The organism is Streptomyces sp. NPDC096176 (assembly GCF_044763255.1).
Taxonomy (GTDB): Bacteria; Actinomycetota; Actinomycetes; order Streptomycetales; family Streptomycetaceae; genus Streptomyces.
In genome coordinates, this window is record NZ_JBIWFV010000003.1 from 20,210 (window position 1) to 37,957 (window position 17,748).

The window sequence follows — 17,748 nt, forward strand, 5'->3', positions numbered from 1 at the left end:
GTTCGGCACTTCTACGTCCGGCCCCTGTCAGGGGATGGTCAAAGAGTTCTACTCATGGGTAACATCGCGCCATGAGCGACGCACAGATGTCCGTCGGCGAGTTGCTCGCCGCCACCGTTCCCATGGTCCGGACCCTCAAGCTGGAGTACCTGGAGACCACGGCCGAGCGAGCGGTCCTCCGCCTGCCCGACGAGCCCGAGTACCACAACCACGTCGGCGGGCCGCACGCCGGGGCGATGTTCACCCTCGCCGAGTCCGCGAGCGGCGCCGTCGTGCTCGCCGCCTTCGGCGACCAGCTCGGCCGCGCGGTGCCGCTTCCCGTGAAGGCCGAGACCAGCTACAAGAAGCTCGCCAAGGGCGTCCTCACCGCGACTGCGACGCTTGGCCGCCCCATCGCCGACGTGGTGAAGGAACTGGACGCGGGGGAGCGCCCCGAGTTCCCGGTGACCGTCGACATCCAGCGCGCGGACGGCGCCGTGACCGGAGACATGACGATCATCTGGACGCTGCGCCCCAACAGCTGAGACCGGCTCCGGCCGGCCGGGCCGCCCCGACACCCGAGAGGTGCCAGGGCGGCCCTTCGCGCTCCGCACCGCACCTGGGCGAGCAGGTAGGCTGCCCGGCGTGCGCCGACAGGGGCGCACGCCGGGCGACGGCCCAGTGAAACCGGAAGGAACCGGCGTTGCACGTCCAGGAGTGGCTCGAGACCGTCCCGGCGGTCAGCATCTACCTCCTGGTGGGGGTTGTCATCGGGCTCGAGAGCCTCGGTATCCCGCTGCCCGGAGAGATCGTTCTCGTCAGCTCGGCGCTGCTCGCCTCGCAGCACGGCGACATCAACCCGTACATCCTGGGCTCCTGCGCGACGGCCGGCGCGATCATCGGCGACTCGATCGGTTACGCCATCGGCCGCAAGGGCGGCCGGCCACTGCTGGCCTGGCTCGGCGCGCGGTTCCCCAAGCATTTCGGCGAGGCGCAGATCGCGATGGCGGAGCGCTCGTTCGAGAAGTGGGGCGTGTGGGCGGTGTTCTTCGGCCGCTTCGTCGCCCTGCTGAGGATCTTCGCCGGACCGCTCGCCGGTGTTCTGCGGATGCCGTACTGGAAGTTCCTCATCGCCAACGTCTTCGGCGGGATCCTGTGGGCGGGCGGCACGACGGCGGTCGTCTACTCCGTCGGTATCGTCGCCGAGGCCTGGCTCAAGCGGTTCTCCTGGGTGGGGCTCGTGCTTGCGGTGCTGATCGGCGTCACGTCGATGCTGGTGCTCAAGAGCCGCGCCAAGAAGGCAGCGGCGTCGGCCCCGGCAAAGGCGCCCGAGGCGGAGCCCGTTCCCGTCTCCGTCGCGGACTGATCGCCGTCCGCGGAGTGTGCGCGGCCCCGGCCCGGATCGCGCGCACTCCGCGGACGGGTCAGGCCTGGTGCGCCTCGCGGTGCTGTGCGGCCAGATCCAGGTAGACCGCAGCGTTGAGCTTGATCCCCTCCTGCTCCTCGTGCGTGAGCTCGCGTCGCACCTTCGCGGGCACCCCGGCGACCAGTGAGCCCGGCGGAACGTGCATCCCCTGCGGTACCAGCGCCTGCGCCGCGATCAGCGAGCCGGCGCCGATGTGCGCGCCGTTGAGGACGGTGGCGCCCATGCCCACGAGAACATCGTCCTCGACCGTGCAGCCGTGCAGGATCGCGTTGTGGCCGACCGAGACGCGTTCGCCGACGGTGACCGGGAAGCCGGGGTCGACATGAACCGTGCAGTTGTCCTGGATGTTGCTCTCCGCGCCGATCACGATCGGTCCGGAGTCGGCGCGCAGCACTGTCTGGTACCAGACGCTCGCTCCCGGGGCGAGGGTGACGTCGCCCATCACCACCGACGTCGGCGCGGTGAACGCCTCCGGGTGGACCGTCGGCTCTTTGCCGCCCACGCCCGCAACCAAAGCCCGCTCCGTCATGCCGTCTCCCTGAAACTCGCCGTCCGTCGCACCTCCCTGCACCGTAAGCGACCGGTTCGCGCGGCATGCTGCAGGGGTCGGGCCGGCGCCCCGGTGCGGCTGCAACGCCGGCCGCCTGCGGCGAACCCGCTTGGGGTGAACGTCACAGCACGTCAGGCGCATTGGACCGGCAGGGCCGACTACCGTGAGCGCGTGCCGAAGAACAGAAACACGTTCTCATCGCCGGCCGCCTGGGGGCGCCGCGTCCTCGCGCGCGCCGTGCACCGCTGCTGGCGGTGGGTGCAGGACGCGGGCGCCGTGACGGCCGAACACCCCGGCAGGCTGCGTTTCCGGCGTCTCGGAGCCGGCACGCGGCTGGCCTTCCCGCAGGGCACCGTCTTCGGCGAGCCGTGGATCGAACTCGGGTCGCACTGCATCATCGCCGAGCAGGTGACCCTCACCGCAGGAATGATGCCCGGCCTCGACCTCGGGCCCGACCCCATCCTGACCCTCGGCGACGGCGTGGTCCTCGGGCGGGGCAGCCATGTCATCGCCGACACGCGCGTGTCCATCGGCTCCGACACGTACTGCGGCCCGTACGTCTACATCACCTCGACCAACCACAGCTACGACGACCCGCACGAACCCGTCGGCAAGCAGTGGCCGCGCATGGAGCCCGTCGAGATCGGCCCGGGCTGCTGGCTCGGTACGGGCGCGGTGATCCTGCCCGGAGCCCGGCTCGGCCGCAATGTCGTCGTCGCCGCGGGAGCGGTCGTACGGGGCGAGGTGCCCGACCATGCGGTGGTGGCCGGCGCGCCCGCCCGTGTCGTGCGCCGCTGGGACGAGGCGGAGGGCTGGCAGCCGCCGCTGCGCACGCCCGCACCGGTGCCGATCCCCCAGGGCGTCACGCCGGAGCAGCTGGTCGCGCTCGCGGACCTCGAGGGCGAGTTGTCCGAGCCGGCGGACGATCGGTTGGGCCCGGCGGATCGGGTGAGCTCCGTGGCGGAGCTGGAGGAGCGCTGATCAAAGGGGTGTTCAGCCGCTCGCGAGAAGTACCGTGCCCACCAGCGCCAGCCCGGCTCCGGCGGCCTGGACCGTGCGCAGACGCTCCTTGAGGATCAGCAGCGCGGCGAACACCGTCACCACCGGGTAGAGGTTCGCGAGCACAGCGGCGACGGTGACCGGCCCGTTCTGCGCGGCGATCGAGTAGGTGGCGTTGGCCGCGACATCGGCGAGGCCGACGAAGGCGAGCGCGGGCAGGGAGCGCAGCACGAGCCGCAGGCCGCCGTCCTCCGGCAGGGCCCGGCCGCCGCGTTTCACCGACGCGTACAGGGCCGCTCCGCCGACGACGACGTTGGTGACGCGCTGGACGAACAAGGCGAGGAACAGTCCGGTCGGCGTGGTCGACGCCTCGGCGATCAGCGCCAGTACGGCTCCGAACCCGAAGGCCGCGACGAGCGTCATGAGGACGGCCTGCCGCTGTACGAGCGCTCCGCGCAGCTCGGGGCCGCCCGCCAGGACGATGCCGGCGACGGCCACCGCGATTCCCGCGAACTGCAGCAGCCCCGGCCGCTCGCCGAGGACGAGGCCGACGCAGACCGGGACGGCCACGCCCAGCGACCCGAGCGGCGACACCACACCCATCGGGCCGAGCGCGAGCGCCTTGTAGAAGCACAGCATCGCCACCGGGCCCACCACGCCGGCTCCCACCGCGTACCAGAGCCGCGGTCCGGCCTCGGAGAAGCCGCCGGTGGCGACCACGATGGCGCCGAGCACCACCACGGCGACGGACTGGGAGACGACGACCACCGTGAGCGCGGGAGTGCGTCGCGTGAGCAGCCCGCCGCCGAAGTCGGTCGGCGAGCTCACCCTCGTCGTCGACGGTCAGGCCCACGCCGTGCCCGCCGGCACCTCGGCCACCTGCGAGGCGAACGTGCCGCACGCCTACCGCAACGAGGGCAGGGACGTGGTCGAAGTGATCATGGCCGTCTCCGTCCCGCCCGTTCGCTGAGACGCCCGACATGCCACGGGGGCACGGCTGTTAGCGTGCGGGTATGCGCGCACCCATCGGCGACTTCGACCATGCCGCCCCCGCCCCCGACTGTCTCGACGTCCTCGTCGCGCCGGTTGCTGCAGCCGTACGCGCATGGCACGGCGACATCCCCGCGGAGCAGATCGTCTACGTCGACACCGATCCGGACATCGCCGACACCGCCGTGTTCGTCGAGCACTACGGTCGTGAACTGCTCGAACAGTCTGCGAACTGCGTCGTCGTGGCCGGCAAGCGCGGCGGCGAATCCACCCTCGCCGGATGCCTCGTCCTGTCCCATACACGCGTCGACGTCAACGGCGCCGTGCGCAGGCGACTGGGCTCCCGCAAGGCCTCGTTCGCCTCGATGGACACAGCGACAGGAACGACGGGCATGGAGTACGGCGGCATCACGCCCATCGGCCTGCCCGGCGACTGGCCGCTGCTGGTGGACTCCGCGGTCGTCGACACCGAGTGGGTACTCATCGGCAGCGGACGCCGCCGCGGCAAACTGATCGTGCCGGGCAAGGCCTTCGCCGACCTGCCCGGCGCGGTGGTCATCGAGGGCCTCGGCGTCTGACGCCGGCGCCCCGGGACTCAGCCCAGCTTGGGGATCTCAATCGCGGGGCACCGGTCCATGACCATGTCCAGTCCCGCCGCCCGGGTGCGCCCGTACGCCGCCTCGTCGATCACACCCAGCTGGAACCAGACCGCCTTCGCGCCGATCGCGACCGCCTCGTCCGCGACGGCCCCCGCCAGCGCCGAATTGACGAACGTGTCCACGACGTCGACCTGGAAGGGGATCTCGGACAGCGAGGCGAATCCCTTCTCCCCGTGCACCGTCTCCGCCTTCGGATGCACCGGAACAATGCGCTTGCCGTAGCGCTGCAGCACGGCGGCGACACCGTACGCCGCCCGCGCCTCGTTGTTGGACAGGCCCACCACGGCCCAGGTGTCGCCCGTGCCGGTGAGGATTCTGCGGATCGTCTCTGCGTCTGCGTACATGCCAGGAGAACGGGCGGGTGCCGTGCACCATTCCCGGTGGCGTAACGCCTTCCGCACGACGCATAGGGTGGCGGGATGCAGGAGCAGTACCGGACGGTCGCCCGCGAAGGTGTCCACGAGATCGAGATCAACCGATCGCGCTTCATGTGCGCGCTCGCCCCCGCCGCGACCGAGCATGAGGCACAGGCCTTCGTCGCCCGGATCCGCAAAGAGCACCCGACCGCCTCGCACAACTGCTTCGCGTACGTCCTCGGCGCCGACGCCGCCGTGCAGAAGGCGAGCGACGACGGCGAGCCCGGCGGCACCGCGGGTGTGCCCATGCTCCAGATGCTGATCCGGCGCGAGGTCCGGTACGTCGTGGCCGTCGTCACCCGTTACTACGGAGGCGTCAAGCTCGGCGCGGGCGGACTCATCAGGGCCTACGGATCGGTCGTCGGCGAAGCGCTCGACGCACTCGGCACGGTCGTCCGCAAGCGGTACCGGCTGGCCACCGTCACCGTCGAACACCAGCGGGCGGGCAAGCTGGAGAACGATCTGCGCGCCACCGGGCGGCACGTGCGCGAGGTCACGTACGCGGACGCGGTGACCATCGAAATCGGGGTGCCCGAAGCGGACGTCGACGCCTTCCGGGCATGGCTGGCGGACGCCACCGCCGGTACGGCCGGCCTGGAACTCGGGGGCGAGGCGTACGGAGATGAGTGAGGCCGCCCGCATTGTCCGACCCCACCGATACGCTCACCGATCATGAGACTCCTGCACACGTCGGACTGGCACCTGGGACGGTCGTTCCACCGGGTGAGCATGCTCGACGCCCAAGCCGCGTTCCTCGACCACCTGGTGGCGACGGTGCGTGAGCGCGACGTGGATGCGGTCCTGGTCGCGGGAGACGTATACGACCGGGCCGTGCCGCCGCTCGCCGCCGTGGCCCTTTTCGACGACGCCCTGCACCGGCTCGCCGACGCCGGTGTGCCGACCGTGATGATCTCCGGCAACCACGACTCGGCGCGCCGGCTCGGCGTCGGCGCCGGTCTCATCCGGCGGGCAGGGATCCACCTGCGTACCGACCCCGCCGGCTGCGGCACCCCCGTGCTGCTCGCCGACGAGCACGGGCCGGTCGCCTGCTACGGCCTGCCGTACCTCGAACCCGCCCTGGTCAGGAACGAGTTCAGGACCGAGAAGACCGCGCACGAGACCGTGCTCGCCGCGGCGATGGGGCGGGTGCGGGACGACCTCGCGACCCGCGAGGACGGCACCCGGTCCGTCGTCCTCGCGCACGCCTTCGTCCTGGGCGGCGAGGAGAGCGACAGCGAACGGGACATCACCGTCGGCGGCGTCGCGGCCGTCCCCGCCGGGGTCTTCCACGGCGTGGACTACGTCGCGCTCGGGCACCTGCACGGCTGCCAGACCATCACCGAGCGCGTACGGTACTCGGGCTCGCCCCTCGCGTACTCCTTCTCGGAGACCGACCACCGCAAGACGATGTGGCTCGTGGACCTCGACGCGGCCGGCGGCGTGAGCGCCGAGCGCGTCGACTGCCCGCGGCCGCGCCCCCTCGCCCGGCTGCGCGGACCGCTCGAGGAACTCCTCGACGACCCCGCCCTGGAGCGCCACGAGGACTCGTTCGTGGAGGCGACCCTCACCGACGCCGTGCGGCCCGCCGACCCGATGGCGCGGCTCGCCGAGCGCTTCCCGCACACCCTGCACCTCGTCTTCGAGCCGGAGCGGACGGCGCAGGAGGGCATGGCGTCCTACGCACAGCGCCTGCACGGGCGCAACGACCAGCAGATCGCGGAGGACTTCGTCGCCCATGTGCGGGGCGGCAACGGCCCCGACGACGGCGAGCGCGCCGTTCTGCGCGCCGCCTTCGAGGCCGTGCGGGTCGACGCCGGGGTGCGCGAGGTGACCGGGTGAGGCTGCACACCCTGGCCGTCACCGCCTTCGGCCCGTTCGGCGCCACCCAGGAAGTCGACTTCGACGCGCTGGCCAGCTCCGGGATCTTCCTGCTCCACGGTCCCACGGGAGCGGGCAAGACGTCCGTCCTCGACGCCGTGTGCTTCGCGCTGTACGGGGCGGTGCCCGGCGCCCGCCAGAGCCCGGGCGCGTCGCTGCGCAGCGACCATGCCCAGGTCGGCACACCGACCGAGGTGCGCCTCGAACTGACTGTCGGCGGGCGGCGTTTGGAGGTCATGCGCCGTCCCGCGCAGCCCCGTCCCAAGGCACGCGGCACCGGCTTCGTCACCGAACGCGCGCAGAGCGTCCTGCGCGAACACGACCCGGCGAGCGGCGAATGGCAGGCGCTCAGCAAGTCCCACCAGGAGATCGGTGAGGAGATCACCCAGCTGCTCGGGATGAGCCGCGAGCAGTTCTGCCAGGTCGTGCTGCTTCCGCAGGGCGACTTCGCGCGCTTCCTGCGCGCCGACGCGGAGGCACGCGGCAAACTTCTGGGGCGGCTCTTCGACACCCGCCGCTTCGCCGCCGTCGAGGACCGTCTCGCCGAACTGCGGCGCGCCGTGGAGCAGCAGGTGAAGGCCGGCGACGAACAGCTCCTGGCGATTGCCCACCGCATCGAACAGGCCGCAGGCCCGGCGGCCGACGGATGGCCGGTGCCCCAGCAGCAGCCCGGCGACCCCGGCCTCGCGGCGGCGGTCCTGCAGTGGGCGGCCGTGGCCCGCGCCGGCGCCCGGGAAAGGCTCGACATCGCCGAGACCGGCCTTGCCTCGGCGGAGAGCCGGCAGGCCGCGGCCCGTCTCGAACTCGACGCAGAGCGCGAACTGGACCGGCTCCAGCGCCGGTACGCGGACGCGCGGGCGCGCTCACAAGCGTTGGAAGCACGCAGGGACGAGCAGGAGACCCTGCGCACCCGGCTGGAACGGGCCCGTAAGGCCGCGCTCGTCGAACCGGCGCTGCGCGTGCGCGACAACGCCGAGCACGAACACCGCTCGGCGGCGGCGGAGCGCGAGCGGACCCGTGCCGGCCTCCCCGCCGAGCTCACGGACGCCGGGGCGGACCAACTCATCGGTGCGGAGCGTGCGCTGCGCCAGGAGATCGGCGGACTGGACGCCGCGCACCGGGCCGAGAAGCGCGCCGCGGACATCACACGCGAGCTGGCCGACCTGGACCGGCAGGCCAGGGCGGACGACGACATCCTCGCCGAGGCGGCGGGCTGGCTCGCCGAATGGGACGGCGTCCGCCGCGATCACCAGGAACGGATCACGGCGGCGCAAGAGGCGGCCACCCGCGCCGAGCACCTCGCGGGCCGGCTCGCCCCCGCCCGTGACCGGCTGCGCGCGGCCCGCGAACGCGACGAGCTCGCCGCACATGCGCAGGACGCGGAGCGGCGGCTGCGCGCACTGCACGACCGGGCGAACGAGACCAAGGCCGCCTGGCTCGACCTCAAGGAGCGCCGACTCCAGGGCATCGCCGCGGAGTTGTCGGCGGCGCTGGTGCCGGGCGAGGCCTGCGCGGTCTGCGGTTCCGCCGAGCACCCGGCTCCGGCACGCGCGGGCGCCGGGCACGTCGACCGTGCCGCGGAGGACGCCGCCTACCAGGACCACGCCGCGGCAGAGCAGGCGAAGGCGGAGGCAGAGCGCTCCCTGGCCGTTCTCGAGGAGGCCGGTAGCGCGGCGGCATCGAGGGCACGCGGCGCGGACCCCTCGCGCGCCGGAGTGCCGCGCGGCGGCGCCACGGCCGACCAGGCGGTGGTCGCAGGCGGTGTGGAAAGCGCACCTCACCGCACCGCCCTCGGGGCGGCCGCCCTCCCGGAGACGGGTGCCGGTGCCGTCCCCGCCCCGAGGCTCGGTGAGGAGCCCACAGTTGCCGCGCTGCGGTCCGCCGTCGACGAGTTGGAGCGTGAATACGCCGACGCACGCGGCCTCGCGGCAGGTATGCACAGCGCCAGGGAAACCCTCGCCCGCGCCGAGCGGGAGTACGAGAAGCGGGTCGCGGCCCGTCAGGAGGCGGAGCGGCGCGCCGCGGCCCGCACTTCGCGGCGGGAGGCGCTCGACCAGCAACTGGGCGCGCTGCAAGACGAATTGACCCGGTCACGGGGCGGTTCGGACAGCGTCGCGGAGCGCGCGGCCCTGCTGGAGAGCCGGGCCGGTCGGCTGTCGGCCGCGGCGGACGCCGTACGCGCCGTCGACAGCACGTCCCTGCGCCTGGAGGAAGCTGACGACCGACTCGCCGACGCGGCGTTCCGCGCGGGCTTCGACACGCCGTCGGCGGCGGCCGCGGCTTTCGTGCCCGAGTCCGAACAGCGAGAGACCCAGCACCGTATCGACGCCTGGCAGGCGGAAGCGGCAGCCGTCGCCGACAGGCTCGCCGAGGGCGGCGCCCGCGCCGCGGCCGACCGGCCGGCCGCGGACCCCGAGACGGCCCTCACCGCCCACGACGCCACCGAACGGGCGCTGCGCGACGCCGCCTCCGCGCTCGCCGCCGCCCGCGCCAGGTGCGCCGAAGTCGACCGGCTGTCCCGGCAGGCGGAGCAGGAGACACTCCGCCTGGGCCCGTTGCGTGCGGAGTACGGCCAAGTGGCCGGGCTCGCCGGCCTCACCGCAGGCACCTCCGCCGACAACGAACGCAAGATGCGGCTCGAGTCGTACGTCCTCGCGGCCCGTCTGGAACAGGTCGCGGCTGCCGCCACCGTACGGCTGCAGCGCATGTCCTCCGGCCGGTACACCCTCGTCCACTCCGACGCCCGCACCGGCGGGAAACGCGCCGGCCTCGGACTCCACGTGGTCGACGCCTGGACCGGCAGGGAACGCGACACGGCGACCCTGTCCGGCGGCGAGACGTTCTTCGCCTCGCTCGCCCTCGCGCTCGGACTCGCCGACGTGGTCACCGACGAGGCGGGAGGCATGCGGCTCGACACCCTCTTCATCGACGAGGGTTTCGGAAGCCTCGACGACCAGACCCTGGACGAGGTGCTCGACGTCCTCGACTCGCTGCGCGAACGGGACCGCAGCGTCGGCATCGTCAGCCACGTCGGCGATCTGCGCCGCCGTATCCCCGCCCAGCTGGAGGTCGTCAAGGACCGGTCCGGCTCCGCGGTGAGACTGCGGGCGGGGGCGGCGCTCAGCGGCTGATGGGTCGGCGTGGCAGGCGAGAGGAGTGCACGACGCTCGTCGTCACGGACCCGAGAGCGCCGATCCTCCCCGAGACCTCTTCGAGGTGGCTCATCGAGCGGGTCGCGACCTTCAGCACGAAGCAGTCGTCACCCGTGACATGGTGCGCCTCGAGTATCTCGGGCGTCGCGTCCAGCAGGGCGTGGAAGGGCTTGTCGTTGCCGTTCGGACAGCGCAGCCGCACGAACGCGAGGATCGGCAGCCCGAGCCGTTCCTCGTCGATCACGGCCGAGTAGCCCTTGATGACACCCGCATCCTCCAGCCGCCGCACCCGCTCGGTCACGGCGCTCGCCGACATGGACACGGCCCTGGCCAGCTTTGTGAAGCCGGTCCTCCCCTGCGTCTGGAGGACTTCCCGGAGCGGTATTTTCAGCCCGTCCGGGGGTATCTCCCACGGCGGCCAGCCCGTAGGGGGTGATTGAGGACACCGCACGGAGCGCGGTACGGCGTCCGGGGCTTGCCCGCCACGCGGCGGAGCCGCACATCGGTACAGCGGGAAGGGGCGGGGCGGGGGAACAGCCCTGCAGGGCCACGCCCCGCCGCCGCGCCCCCGCGTCACAGCTTCGAGAGCTCGTCCACCAGGTCGTCGAGCCCCAGCGAGCCCTGCGAGAGCGCCGCCATGTGCCACGCCTTCGCGTCGAACGCGTCGCCGTGCGCGCGCCGCGCGTTCTCGCGACCCAGCAGCCACGCCCGTTCGCCCAGCTTGTAGCCGATGGCCTGCGCCGGCATCGACAGGTAGCGCGTCAGCTCGCTCTCCACGAAGTCCGAGGGCCGCCCGCTGTGCTTCCCGAAGAACTCCTGCGCCAGCGCGGGCGTCCACCGCTCGCCCGGGTGGAACGGCGAGTCCGCCGGGATCTCCAGCTCCAGGTGCATGCCGATGTCGACGATCACCCGGCAGGCCCGCATCATCTGCGCGTCCAGGTAACCGAGGCGCCGCTCCGCGTCGTTCAGAAAGCCCAGCTCGTCCATCAGGCGCTCCGCGTACAGCGCCCAGCCCTCCGCGTTCGCGCTGACCAGACCGACCGACGCCTGGTACCGCGAGAGCCGGTCGGCCACATGCGCCCACTGGGCGAGCTGGAGGTGGTGACCCGGCACGCCCTCGTGATACCAGGTCGACACAAGGTCGTACACGGGGAATCGCGTGGCGCCCATCGTCGGCAGCCACGTCTGGCCCGGCCGGGAGAAGTCCTCGGACGGGGCGGTGTAGTACGGCGCGGCGGCGCCGCCGGGCGGGGCGAGGCGGGACTCGACCCGCCGTACCCGCTCGGCGAGTTCGAAGTGGGTGCCGTCGAGGGCCTCGATCGCCTCGTCCATCAGCTCCTGGAGCCAGACCCGCACCTCCTCCTCGCCCTCGATGTGCTCCCCGTGCTCGTCGAGGTGGGCGAGAGCCTCCCAAGGGCCCGACCCGGGCAGGATCTTGTCGGCTTCCTTCCGCATCTCGCCGATCAGCCGGTGGTATTCCGACCAGCCGTAGGCGTAGGCCTCGTCCAGGTCGAGGTCGGTGCCGTTGAAGTACCGTGACCAGCGGGCGTAACGCTCGCGGCCGACCGTGTCCGGCGCGTCAGCGACGGCGGGTGCGTACACGTCCCGCACCCAGTCGCGCAGCTCGTTCACCGCCCGGGTCGCCGTACCGGCCGCGGTGTCCAGCTCGATGCGCAGGGACGCGGGGCCGGCCGCCGCGAACTCCTCGAACCAGCCGCGGCCGCTGCCGCCCCCGCCCCACTCCGTCAGCTGCTCGATGAACGTCGTCGTCGCACGCGGGCCGCCGAACAGCTTCTTGTCGAGCCCCAGGGCGAGCGACTCCCGGTAGCCCTGCAGCGCCGCCGGTACCGCGCGCAGCCGCTCGGCGACGGCCGACCAGTCCTCCTCGGTCTGAGTGGGCGTCACGGTGAACGTCTCACGCACCGAATGGGCGGGCGAGTGGATGTTGCTGACCGCCCGCAGGCCCTCTTCGGCGTCGTGGACGGCGAGTTCGGCGGAGAGGCGCTCCCGCAGCAGACGGCCGCAGCGGCGCTCCTCGTCGCTGTCGGCGCCGGGCAGTTTCTCGGCCGCGTCGAGCCGGGCCAGGGTCTCGCGGGCGAGGTCGGCGCGCGCGTTCTGACCGGCGGGTGAGAAGTCGGGGAGAAGCCCCGAGCTCTCCTTGATTCCCAGGTAGGTGCCGAGGGTCGGATCGAGTTCGATGAGTGCGTCGACGTAGCTGTCGGCGACCTGACGGGGCAGCGCGCTGCTGGAAGTCTCTGGCATGGGCCCATCCTCGTACGAAGGTGGTCTCCGCGTCACCGTCATCGAGCTTTGGACGCCTGACATCGAGGGGCCGTCGGGGCATGCGGCGGCAATGGGCATCGGAGGCCGCCGCGGCAGGAGTCGGCGATCATCTGTCGCCGGTCGACGCCGCCGGCGGCATCAACGGTCCGCACTCCCACTGCTGGAAGATCAAGCGGGTCTCCACCCGGGCCACTTCGCGCTGCGAGGTGAACTCGTCGATCACCAGGCGCTGCAGATCCGCCATGTCCGTCACCGCCACGTGCACCAGGTAGTCGTCGGGTCCGGTGAGGTGGAACAGCGCCAGCGACTCGGGAAGCGCGCGGATGCGTTCGACGAACGGTCCGATCAGTTCACGCCGGTGCGGCCGGACCTGTACGGAGAGCAGCGCCTGCAGCCCCCGCCCCAGCCGCGCCGGGTCGAGCGACAGCCGGTGGCCGAGGATCACGCCGGAGCGGCGCAGCCTGGTCACCCGGTCCAGACAGGTGGAGGGGGCGACGCCGACCTCCGCCGCGAGCTCCCGGTAAGTGGTCCGGGCGTCGTTCTGCAGCAGGCGGAGAATCTGCAGATCTATCGGGTCCAGTGCGACAGAATCAGCCATCTGTCGAACGTAGCACGGTGAGGAATCGCTACCTCCCGGTAGCTGTTCACAGTGCGGCCATGGAGAACGCAGCCTCGGCCGCGCCCGAGACCCGGGCCCTGGCCACCCATGCCGTGCACGCCGGACGCGAGGATCTCGCTGAGCTGGGACTGCACGCCCCGCCGCTGGACATGTCGACCACCTACCCGTCGTACGACGCCGCCGGCGAGGCCGCGCGGATCGACGCGTTCGCCACCACCGGAGCCCGGCTGGAGGGGCCGCCCGTCTACGCGCGGCTGGACAACCCCACCACCGCCCGGTTCGAGACGGCGCTCGCCAAGCTCGAGGGAACCGAGAGCGCCGTCGCGTTCGCCAGCGGCATGGCGGCCCTGACCGCCGTGCTGCTGGTGCGCGCGAGCATGGGCCTGCGCCACGTGGTGGCCGTCCGGCCTTTGTACGGCTGCAGCGACCATCTGCTGAACGCGGGCCTCCTCGGCACCGAGGTCACGTGGACCGACCCGGCCGGAATCGGCGAGGCCCTGCGGCCCGACACCGGCCTGGTCATGGTGGAGACACCCGCCAACCCGACGCTCGCCGAAGTGGACCTGCGAGCCGTACGGCACGCCTGCGGCTCGGTGCCGCTCCTCGTCGACAGCACCTTCGCCACCCCGGTGCTCCAGCGGCCCGCCGAGCACGGCGCCCGGCTGGTGCTGCACAGCGCGACCAAGTACCTCGGCGGCCACGGCGATGTGATGGGCGGCATCGTCGCCTGCGACGAGGAGTTCGCCCGCAAGCTGCGCCAGGTGCGTTTCGCGACCGGCGGCGTGCTCCACCCGATGGCCGGATACCTGCTGCTGCGCGGACTCGCCACGCTGCCGGTGCGGGTGCGGGCCGCCTCCACCACCGCCGCCGACCTCGCCCGCAGGCTTGCCACCGACCCCCGCGTCGCTCGTGTCCACTACCCGAGCATCGGCGGGGCCATGGTCTCCTTCGAGGTGTACGGGAACCCGCACGACGTGATCGCCGGCGTACGGCTGATCACGCCGGCGGTCAGCCTCGGCAGCGTCGACACCCTGATTCAGCACCCGGCCTCCATCAGCCACCGCATCGTGGACGTGGATGACCGGCGAGAGGCAGGCGTCAGCGACCGGCTGCTGAGGATGTCGGTCGGGCTCGAGGACGTCGAGGACCTGTGGCGCGATCTGACCGAGGCCCTCAGCGCTCGGCCTGCTCGGTCCATCCGGTCTGCCGGGACTGCCCGAGGTGGGAACGCGAACGGACGGGAGCCGCATCCAGTCGGGCTGTGACCACCAGGGTCCCCTCCTCGATCTGGTAGTCCAGCGGCAGTCGGAGGCCGCGCATTGCCGCCACCATCGCGGTGTTGGATGCCTGGGTGACGGCGTAGACGCTGCCGCAGTCGGCCTCGGCCGCCAGGTCCACCAGGCGACCCAGCAGTTGCGAGCCGATGCCGCGCCGCTGCCATTCGTCCTCCACCAGCAGCGCGACCTCGGTCTCCTCGCCGTCCCACAGCAGGTGGCCGAGGGCGACCAGCCGCCCGGAGGCGGTCTCGACCGCGAGGGTGCGGCCGAACCGCGGGCTCAGCAGATGGTTGAGATAGCGGTCGGCGTCCTGGATCGGCCCGTGGTAGCGCAGGCGGAGGGTGTGCTCGGAGCACCGCTCGTGCATGGCGACTGCTGCCTCGAGGTCGTCCTGGTCGGCGCGGCGCACGGTGATCTCGTTGCCCTCGGGGAGGGTGAGGACGTCCTGGCTGCGGGGGACACGGGGGCCGAGGCGCGCGTCCAGGTCGACGAGGGCGCGGGCGCGCGCGAACTCGGTGGGAGTGAAGGGCAGGTAGGCGCGCTCGACGGTGATCGCGCCGCCGTTCGGGTCGCGCAGATGCATGACCGTCTCCTCCAGGACGCCCTCCACCGGAGGCATCTCGCCGGTGGACCGGCCGGTGGGGGAGAGGGCCGGACGGGAGCGGATGGTGCAGCGGCCCAGCAACTGCCTCAGCGCCAGCGGAAGTTCTGCCGTATCCAGCGCGGTGCGGGTGGCCAGGTGGAGCACCCGGGTCGGGGCGTCGACGAGGTCATGGGCGTCGGCACGCTCGGTCCAGGTGCCGCTGCCGCCGGCCCGGGCGATCTCGCGGGCGAGCTGATGGGCCTGGAGGGACGCGGGGGCGCGCAGCAGGAACTCGTCGACGGTCCCGTCGGCGAGCGGGTGGGTCTGCAGCGTCAGGATGTCCACGTCGAGGGAGGCGAGGGCCGCGCAGAGGGCGGCGAGGCTGCCGGGGGTGTCCTGGGCGGTGGTGCGCATCCGCCACAGGGCGGTCTCGCGCGGCCCGTCCTGATCCATGCCGTCCGTGTCCGCCCTTTGGTCGAGCGCGGCTGCCGTCTTGGTGGCGGGCGGCGCATGACTGTGGCGTCGTGCCCACCATGTGTGGAACGCGGCGGTCGCGGCCAGTGTCGCGGCGGAGGCGATGAGCAGAAACGGGCCGTCGGGGGTGTGCCCGATCAGCTTGGCGACGGTGTCGGCGACCGCAACGGCGGTGAACATGGCGGCCAGTTCGACGAGGTCCCGCCGCCAGTGGTGCGGGCGGCGGGCACTCTTCGCAGAAGTCACATCTGTCATGTCTTCACTGTGACCGGCCGGTGTTGCGCGATCACGAACGCTTTGTGACTGATGGGTTAAGCGCCGTTCTGGAGCGCTGTGGGTTGTTTTTGGCTGTTTCTGCCGTGGAGCGTTCGCTTCCGTGATGCAAGGCGGTCAGTGAGGCGGGACGGCAGTGCGTTGACCGGCGCCGGTGGGCTGCCGGGCACGGGGGTGTCGGCAGCCGGTCGCCGGCTCCGGTCAGCGGCTGCCGTCCAGCACCACGCGTGCGACGAGCGCCGGGTCGTCGCTCATCGGGACGTGACCGCAGCCGGGCAGCCTGACCAGGCGGGCCCGGGGAATGATGTGCTTGGCGCGCACGCCCTGACGGCGCAGCAGCAGACGGTCCCGGCTGCCCCAGGCGATGGTGACGGGAACGTCGCGGACGTCGTCGGTGAACAGCACACCACCGCCGGCGGCGAGCGTCTGGTGGAAGCCGGTGGCCCCGCGCAGGGCGCACGTCTCGGCGACGGCCGCCTCGGGTGAACGGCGGCGGGGCCGGGCGTAGATGGTGCTCACCAGCGCCATCCGTCCCGCGGCGGACCGGGACAGCCGCTCGATCACCGGCAGGGGAAGTGAGCGTGCGCCCACACGCATGGCCCTCAGGGTGGCGAAGGCGTAGCGGCGCTCGGCCTCCGTCCAGAAGCCGGCCGGGGACAGCGCGGTCACCGACCTGACCAGCTTCTCCCGTCCCAACTCGAGGGCGAGCAGCCCGCCGAGGGAGTTGCCCGCGACATGGGGGCGCTCGATACCGAGCGCGCCGCAGAGCGCGCCGAGCGCCGTCGTCACCGTCGTCAGGTCGTACGGGACGCCCTCGGGCAGCGCGGCGGACGTGCCGAAGCCGGGCAGGTCGACGGCGACGACCTCCCGTTCCGCAGCGAGTATGTCCATCACCGGCTCCCAGGCCTGCCAGTGGTGGCCGATGCCGTGCAGCAACAGCAGCGGCTCGCCGATGCCCCTGCGCTCGTATGTGACGGACAGCGTGCGGCTGCCCCGGGCGGTCTCGATGGGGACCGAGATCTCTGCGGCCATGGCTGCACGCTTCCTTTGGTTGAGATAGACGCACTGTCAGTAACAATTACCGTTCGGTAGCTTCCAGTTCAAGAGGCCGGGCATCAGGACCCCGTCACTGTGCCGCGCGCCGCACCGGATCCTGCTGGACAGCCGACGCCGCGTCGGCTGGGATTGAAGGGTGGCAACCGACATCGTGACCGACCTCTTCGAAGAACACCGGCCCGTCCTGACCGGAGTCGCCTACCGGATGCTCGGTCGGATCGCCGACGCGGAGGACGTGGTGCAGGAGGCGTGGCTGCGCTGGTCGGCCGACGAGCGTGCCGATGTACGGGAGCCGCGCGGCTACCTCGTACGGATCACCACACGCCTCGCCATCGACCGGCTGCGGCACGTCCGGTCCCGGCGCGAGGCGTACGTCGGCCCCTGGCTTCCCGAGCCCATCGCCACCGACTTCGGCCCCGCGGTGCCCGACACCGCCGAACGGGCTCTGCTCGCCGAGTCCGTCTCGTTCGCCGCCCTCGTCGTCCTCGAATCCCTCTCGCCCCTGGAACGCGCCGTGTTCGTGCTGCGCGAGGCGTTCGGCTTTCCGTACGCGGAGATCGCCGCCACGCTGGAGAAGTCGGAGGCGGCCGTGCGCCAACTCGCCGGACGGGCACGCAAGCACGTCGATGAACGCAAGCACCGCTACGACGTGGACCCGGCCGAATGCCGCGCCCTCACCGAAAGATTCCTGGCCGCCGCGGCCGGCGGCGACATGGAAGGGCTGCTTTCCCTGCTCGCACCGGACGTGCGCCTTGTCGGCGACAGTGGCGGCAAGGCCAAGGCCCCTCTGCGGGTCATGCAGAGCGCGGACAAGGTGGGTCGCTTCCTCTTCGCGGTCTCCCAGGAGCCGATCCCGGACGTGGACTTCCGCTTCGTCGAACTCAACGGCGCGCCGGCTCTCCTGGTCCTCTCCGGCGGGAAGCCGGACAGCGTTCTGCAGATGGAGGTACTGGACGGACGTATCCAGTGCGTCTACATCATCAGGAACCCCGACAAGCTCGTCGCCCTCGCCTCGCTCGGCACGGTCTGAGTCCCCCTCGTCGCACCTTGGCCCCCGCGGGTGCTCTTCGGCCCACGGGGTTCCTGTGCTGCCCGCGTGTCTGGTGCGGCTGCCGCGCGCCGCAGTACGAAAGG

The 17,748-nt window shown here is 72.1% G+C and carries 18 protein-coding genes; 10 read left to right on the forward strand and 8 right to left on the reverse strand.

From position 1 onward, the window contains the following. Positions 1 to 71 precede the first annotated feature (71 nt). Both ACIQ7Q_RS08775 and ACIQ7Q_RS08780 read left to right on the forward strand, forming a co-directional pair. On the forward strand, positions 72 to 524 hold the full coding sequence (locus ACIQ7Q_RS08775; RefSeq protein ID WP_403858079.1) for a DUF4442 domain-containing protein: 453 nt from the start codon (positions 72 to 74) through the stop codon (positions 522 to 524). A gap of 158 nt (positions 525 to 682) precedes the next feature. After that, positions 683 to 1,345: a DedA family protein gene (locus tag ACIQ7Q_RS08780; protein WP_403858080.1), complete on the forward strand. Its 663-nt coding sequence runs from the start codon at positions 683 to 685 to the stop codon at positions 1,343 to 1,345. Positions 1,346 to 1,403: 58 nt separating this feature from the next. On the opposite strand, the gene ACIQ7Q_RS08785 is transcribed toward ACIQ7Q_RS08780, so the two are convergent. Beyond that, on the reverse strand, positions 1,404 to 1,934 hold the full coding sequence (locus tag ACIQ7Q_RS08785; protein ID WP_403858082.1) for a gamma carbonic anhydrase family protein: 531 nt from the start codon (positions 1,932 to 1,934) through the stop codon (positions 1,404 to 1,406). 192 nt (positions 1,935 to 2,126) lie between these two features. On the opposite strand from ACIQ7Q_RS08785, the gene ACIQ7Q_RS08790 reads away from it, so the two are divergent. Then, a complete protein-coding gene (locus tag ACIQ7Q_RS08790; RefSeq protein WP_403858084.1) occupies positions 2,127 to 2,936 on the forward strand; it encodes an acyltransferase in 810 nt (269 codons plus the stop codon). Positions 2,937 to 2,948: 12 nt separating this feature from the next. Here ACIQ7Q_RS08790 and ACIQ7Q_RS08795 read toward each other — a convergent pair whose 3' ends face one another. Beyond that, complete coding sequence (locus tag ACIQ7Q_RS08795) at positions 2,949 to 3,782, reverse strand: EamA family transporter (RefSeq protein WP_403858086.1); 834 nt, start codon at positions 3,780 to 3,782, stop codon at positions 2,949 to 2,951. Here ACIQ7Q_RS08795 and ACIQ7Q_RS08800 point away from each other — a divergent pair. Both ACIQ7Q_RS08800 and ACIQ7Q_RS08805 read left to right on the forward strand, forming a co-directional pair. Then, positions 3,745 to 3,924 (forward strand): cupin domain-containing protein, encoded by a 180-nt coding sequence (locus ACIQ7Q_RS08800; protein WP_403858087.1) that lies wholly within the window; start codon positions 3,745 to 3,747, stop codon positions 3,922 to 3,924. The two genes, ACIQ7Q_RS08795 and ACIQ7Q_RS08800, sit on opposite strands and share 38 nt — an antisense overlap. 43 nt (positions 3,925 to 3,967) lie before the next feature. Next, positions 3,968 to 4,522, forward strand: coding sequence for a YbaK/EbsC family protein (locus ACIQ7Q_RS08805; RefSeq protein WP_403858089.1), 555 nt, complete (start codon positions 3,968 to 3,970; stop codon positions 4,520 to 4,522). 17 nt (positions 4,523 to 4,539) lie between these two features. On the opposite strand, the gene ACIQ7Q_RS08810 is transcribed toward ACIQ7Q_RS08805, so the two are convergent. Beyond that, on the reverse strand, positions 4,540 to 4,947 hold the full coding sequence (locus ACIQ7Q_RS08810) for a CoA-binding protein (RefSeq protein ID WP_403858091.1): 408 nt from the start codon (positions 4,945 to 4,947) through the stop codon (positions 4,540 to 4,542). Positions 4,948 to 5,022: 75 nt separating this feature from the next. Here ACIQ7Q_RS08810 and ACIQ7Q_RS08815 point away from each other — a divergent pair, with 75 nt between their 5' ends. Genes ACIQ7Q_RS08815 through ACIQ7Q_RS08825 form a run of 3 tightly spaced genes read left to right on the forward strand, consistent with a single transcriptional unit; the run spans position 5,023 to position 10,028 of the window. Continuing rightward, entirely contained in the window at positions 5,023 to 5,649 is a 627-nt protein-coding gene (locus ACIQ7Q_RS08815; protein WP_403858093.1) for a YigZ family protein, read from the forward strand. 42 nt (positions 5,650 to 5,691) lie between these two features. Beyond that, complete coding sequence (locus tag ACIQ7Q_RS08820) at positions 5,692 to 6,858, forward strand: exonuclease SbcCD subunit D (RefSeq protein ID WP_403858095.1); 1,167 nt, start codon at positions 5,692 to 5,694, stop codon at positions 6,856 to 6,858. Next, positions 6,855 to 10,028, forward strand: coding sequence for an AAA family ATPase (locus ACIQ7Q_RS08825; RefSeq protein ID WP_403858097.1), 3,174 nt, complete (start codon positions 6,855 to 6,857; stop codon positions 10,026 to 10,028). The genes ACIQ7Q_RS08820 and ACIQ7Q_RS08825 overlap by 4 nt, the downstream gene beginning before the upstream one ends. Here ACIQ7Q_RS08825 and ACIQ7Q_RS08830 read toward each other — a convergent pair. The 3 genes from ACIQ7Q_RS08830 to ACIQ7Q_RS08840 all read right to left on the reverse strand — a co-directional run bounded on the left by ACIQ7Q_RS08830 (position 10,018) and on the right by ACIQ7Q_RS08840 (position 12,930). Next, complete coding sequence (locus ACIQ7Q_RS08830; RefSeq protein ID WP_403859144.1) at positions 10,018 to 10,455, reverse strand: Lrp/AsnC family transcriptional regulator; 438 nt, start codon at positions 10,453 to 10,455, stop codon at positions 10,018 to 10,020. The two genes, ACIQ7Q_RS08825 and ACIQ7Q_RS08830, sit on opposite strands and share 11 nt — an antisense overlap. Before the next feature lie 167 nt (positions 10,456 to 10,622). Further along, the gene (locus tag ACIQ7Q_RS08835) at positions 10,623 to 12,311 is read right to left on the reverse strand and encodes a DUF885 domain-containing protein (protein ID WP_403858099.1); all 1,689 of its coding nucleotides are present in this window, start codon (positions 12,309 to 12,311) and stop codon (positions 10,623 to 10,625) included. Positions 12,312 to 12,438: 127 nt separating this feature from the next. After that, complete coding sequence (locus ACIQ7Q_RS08840; RefSeq protein ID WP_403858101.1) at positions 12,439 to 12,930, reverse strand: Lrp/AsnC family transcriptional regulator; 492 nt, start codon at positions 12,928 to 12,930, stop codon at positions 12,439 to 12,441. Between the two features lie 59 nt (positions 12,931 to 12,989). Here ACIQ7Q_RS08840 and ACIQ7Q_RS08845 point away from each other — a divergent pair, with 59 nt between their 5' ends. Then, positions 12,990 to 14,216, forward strand: a complete 1,227-nt coding sequence (locus ACIQ7Q_RS08845; protein ID WP_403858103.1) for a trans-sulfuration enzyme family protein — start codon at positions 12,990 to 12,992, stop codon at positions 14,214 to 14,216. Here ACIQ7Q_RS08845 and ACIQ7Q_RS08850 read toward each other — a convergent pair. Both ACIQ7Q_RS08850 and ACIQ7Q_RS08855 read right to left on the reverse strand, forming a co-directional pair. Next, on the reverse strand, positions 14,125 to 15,540 hold the full coding sequence (locus tag ACIQ7Q_RS08850) for a GNAT family N-acetyltransferase (protein ID WP_403858105.1): 1,416 nt from the start codon (positions 15,538 to 15,540) through the stop codon (positions 14,125 to 14,127). The two genes, ACIQ7Q_RS08845 and ACIQ7Q_RS08850, sit on opposite strands and share 92 nt — an antisense overlap. Positions 15,541 to 15,759: 219 nt before the next feature. Continuing rightward, positions 15,760 to 16,590, reverse strand: a complete 831-nt coding sequence (locus tag ACIQ7Q_RS08855; protein WP_403858107.1) for an alpha/beta fold hydrolase — start codon at positions 16,588 to 16,590, stop codon at positions 15,760 to 15,762. Between the two features lie 160 nt (positions 16,591 to 16,750). Here ACIQ7Q_RS08855 and ACIQ7Q_RS08860 point away from each other — a divergent pair, with 160 nt between their 5' ends. Continuing rightward, positions 16,751 to 17,644: an RNA polymerase sigma-70 factor gene (locus ACIQ7Q_RS08860; protein ID WP_403858109.1), complete on the forward strand. Its 894-nt coding sequence runs from the start codon at positions 16,751 to 16,753 to the stop codon at positions 17,642 to 17,644. Positions 17,645 to 17,748 lie beyond the last annotated feature (104 nt).

Bases quoted from the DNA above. Each gene is read 5' to 3' on its own strand.
- ACIQ7Q_RS08845 (WP_403858103.1), top strand. From the start codon at position 12,990: ATGGAGAACGCAGCCTCGGCCGCGCCCGAGACCCGGGCCCTGGCCACC.
- ACIQ7Q_RS08840 (WP_403858101.1), bottom strand. From the start codon at position 12,930: ATGGCTGATTCTGTCGCACTGGACCCGATAGATCTGCAGATTCTCCGC.
- ACIQ7Q_RS08805 (WP_403858089.1), top strand. From the start codon at position 3,968: ATGCGCGCACCCATCGGCGACTTCGACCATGCCGCCCCCGCCCCCGAC.
- ACIQ7Q_RS08775 (WP_403858079.1), top strand. From the start codon at position 72: ATGAGCGACGCACAGATGTCCGTCGGCGAGTTGCTCGCCGCCACCGTT.
- ACIQ7Q_RS08810 (WP_403858091.1), bottom strand. From the start codon at position 4,947: ATGTACGCAGACGCAGAGACGATCCGCAGAATCCTCACCGGCACGGGC.
- ACIQ7Q_RS08835 (WP_403858099.1), bottom strand. From the start codon at position 12,311: ATGCCAGAGACTTCCAGCAGCGCGCTGCCCCGTCAGGTCGCCGACAGC.
- ACIQ7Q_RS08820 (WP_403858095.1), top strand. From the start codon at position 5,692: ATGAGACTCCTGCACACGTCGGACTGGCACCTGGGACGGTCGTTCCAC.
- ACIQ7Q_RS08785 (WP_403858082.1), bottom strand. From the start codon at position 1,934: ATGACGGAGCGGGCTTTGGTTGCGGGCGTGGGCGGCAAAGAGCCGACG.
- ACIQ7Q_RS08855 (WP_403858107.1), bottom strand. From the start codon at position 16,590: ATGGCCGCAGAGATCTCGGTCCCCATCGAGACCGCCCGGGGCAGCCGC.
- ACIQ7Q_RS08850 (WP_403858105.1), bottom strand. From the start codon at position 15,540: ATGACAGATGTGACTTCTGCGAAGAGTGCCCGCCGCCCGCACCACTGG.
- ACIQ7Q_RS08815 (WP_403858093.1), top strand. From the start codon at position 5,023: ATGCAGGAGCAGTACCGGACGGTCGCCCGCGAAGGTGTCCACGAGATC.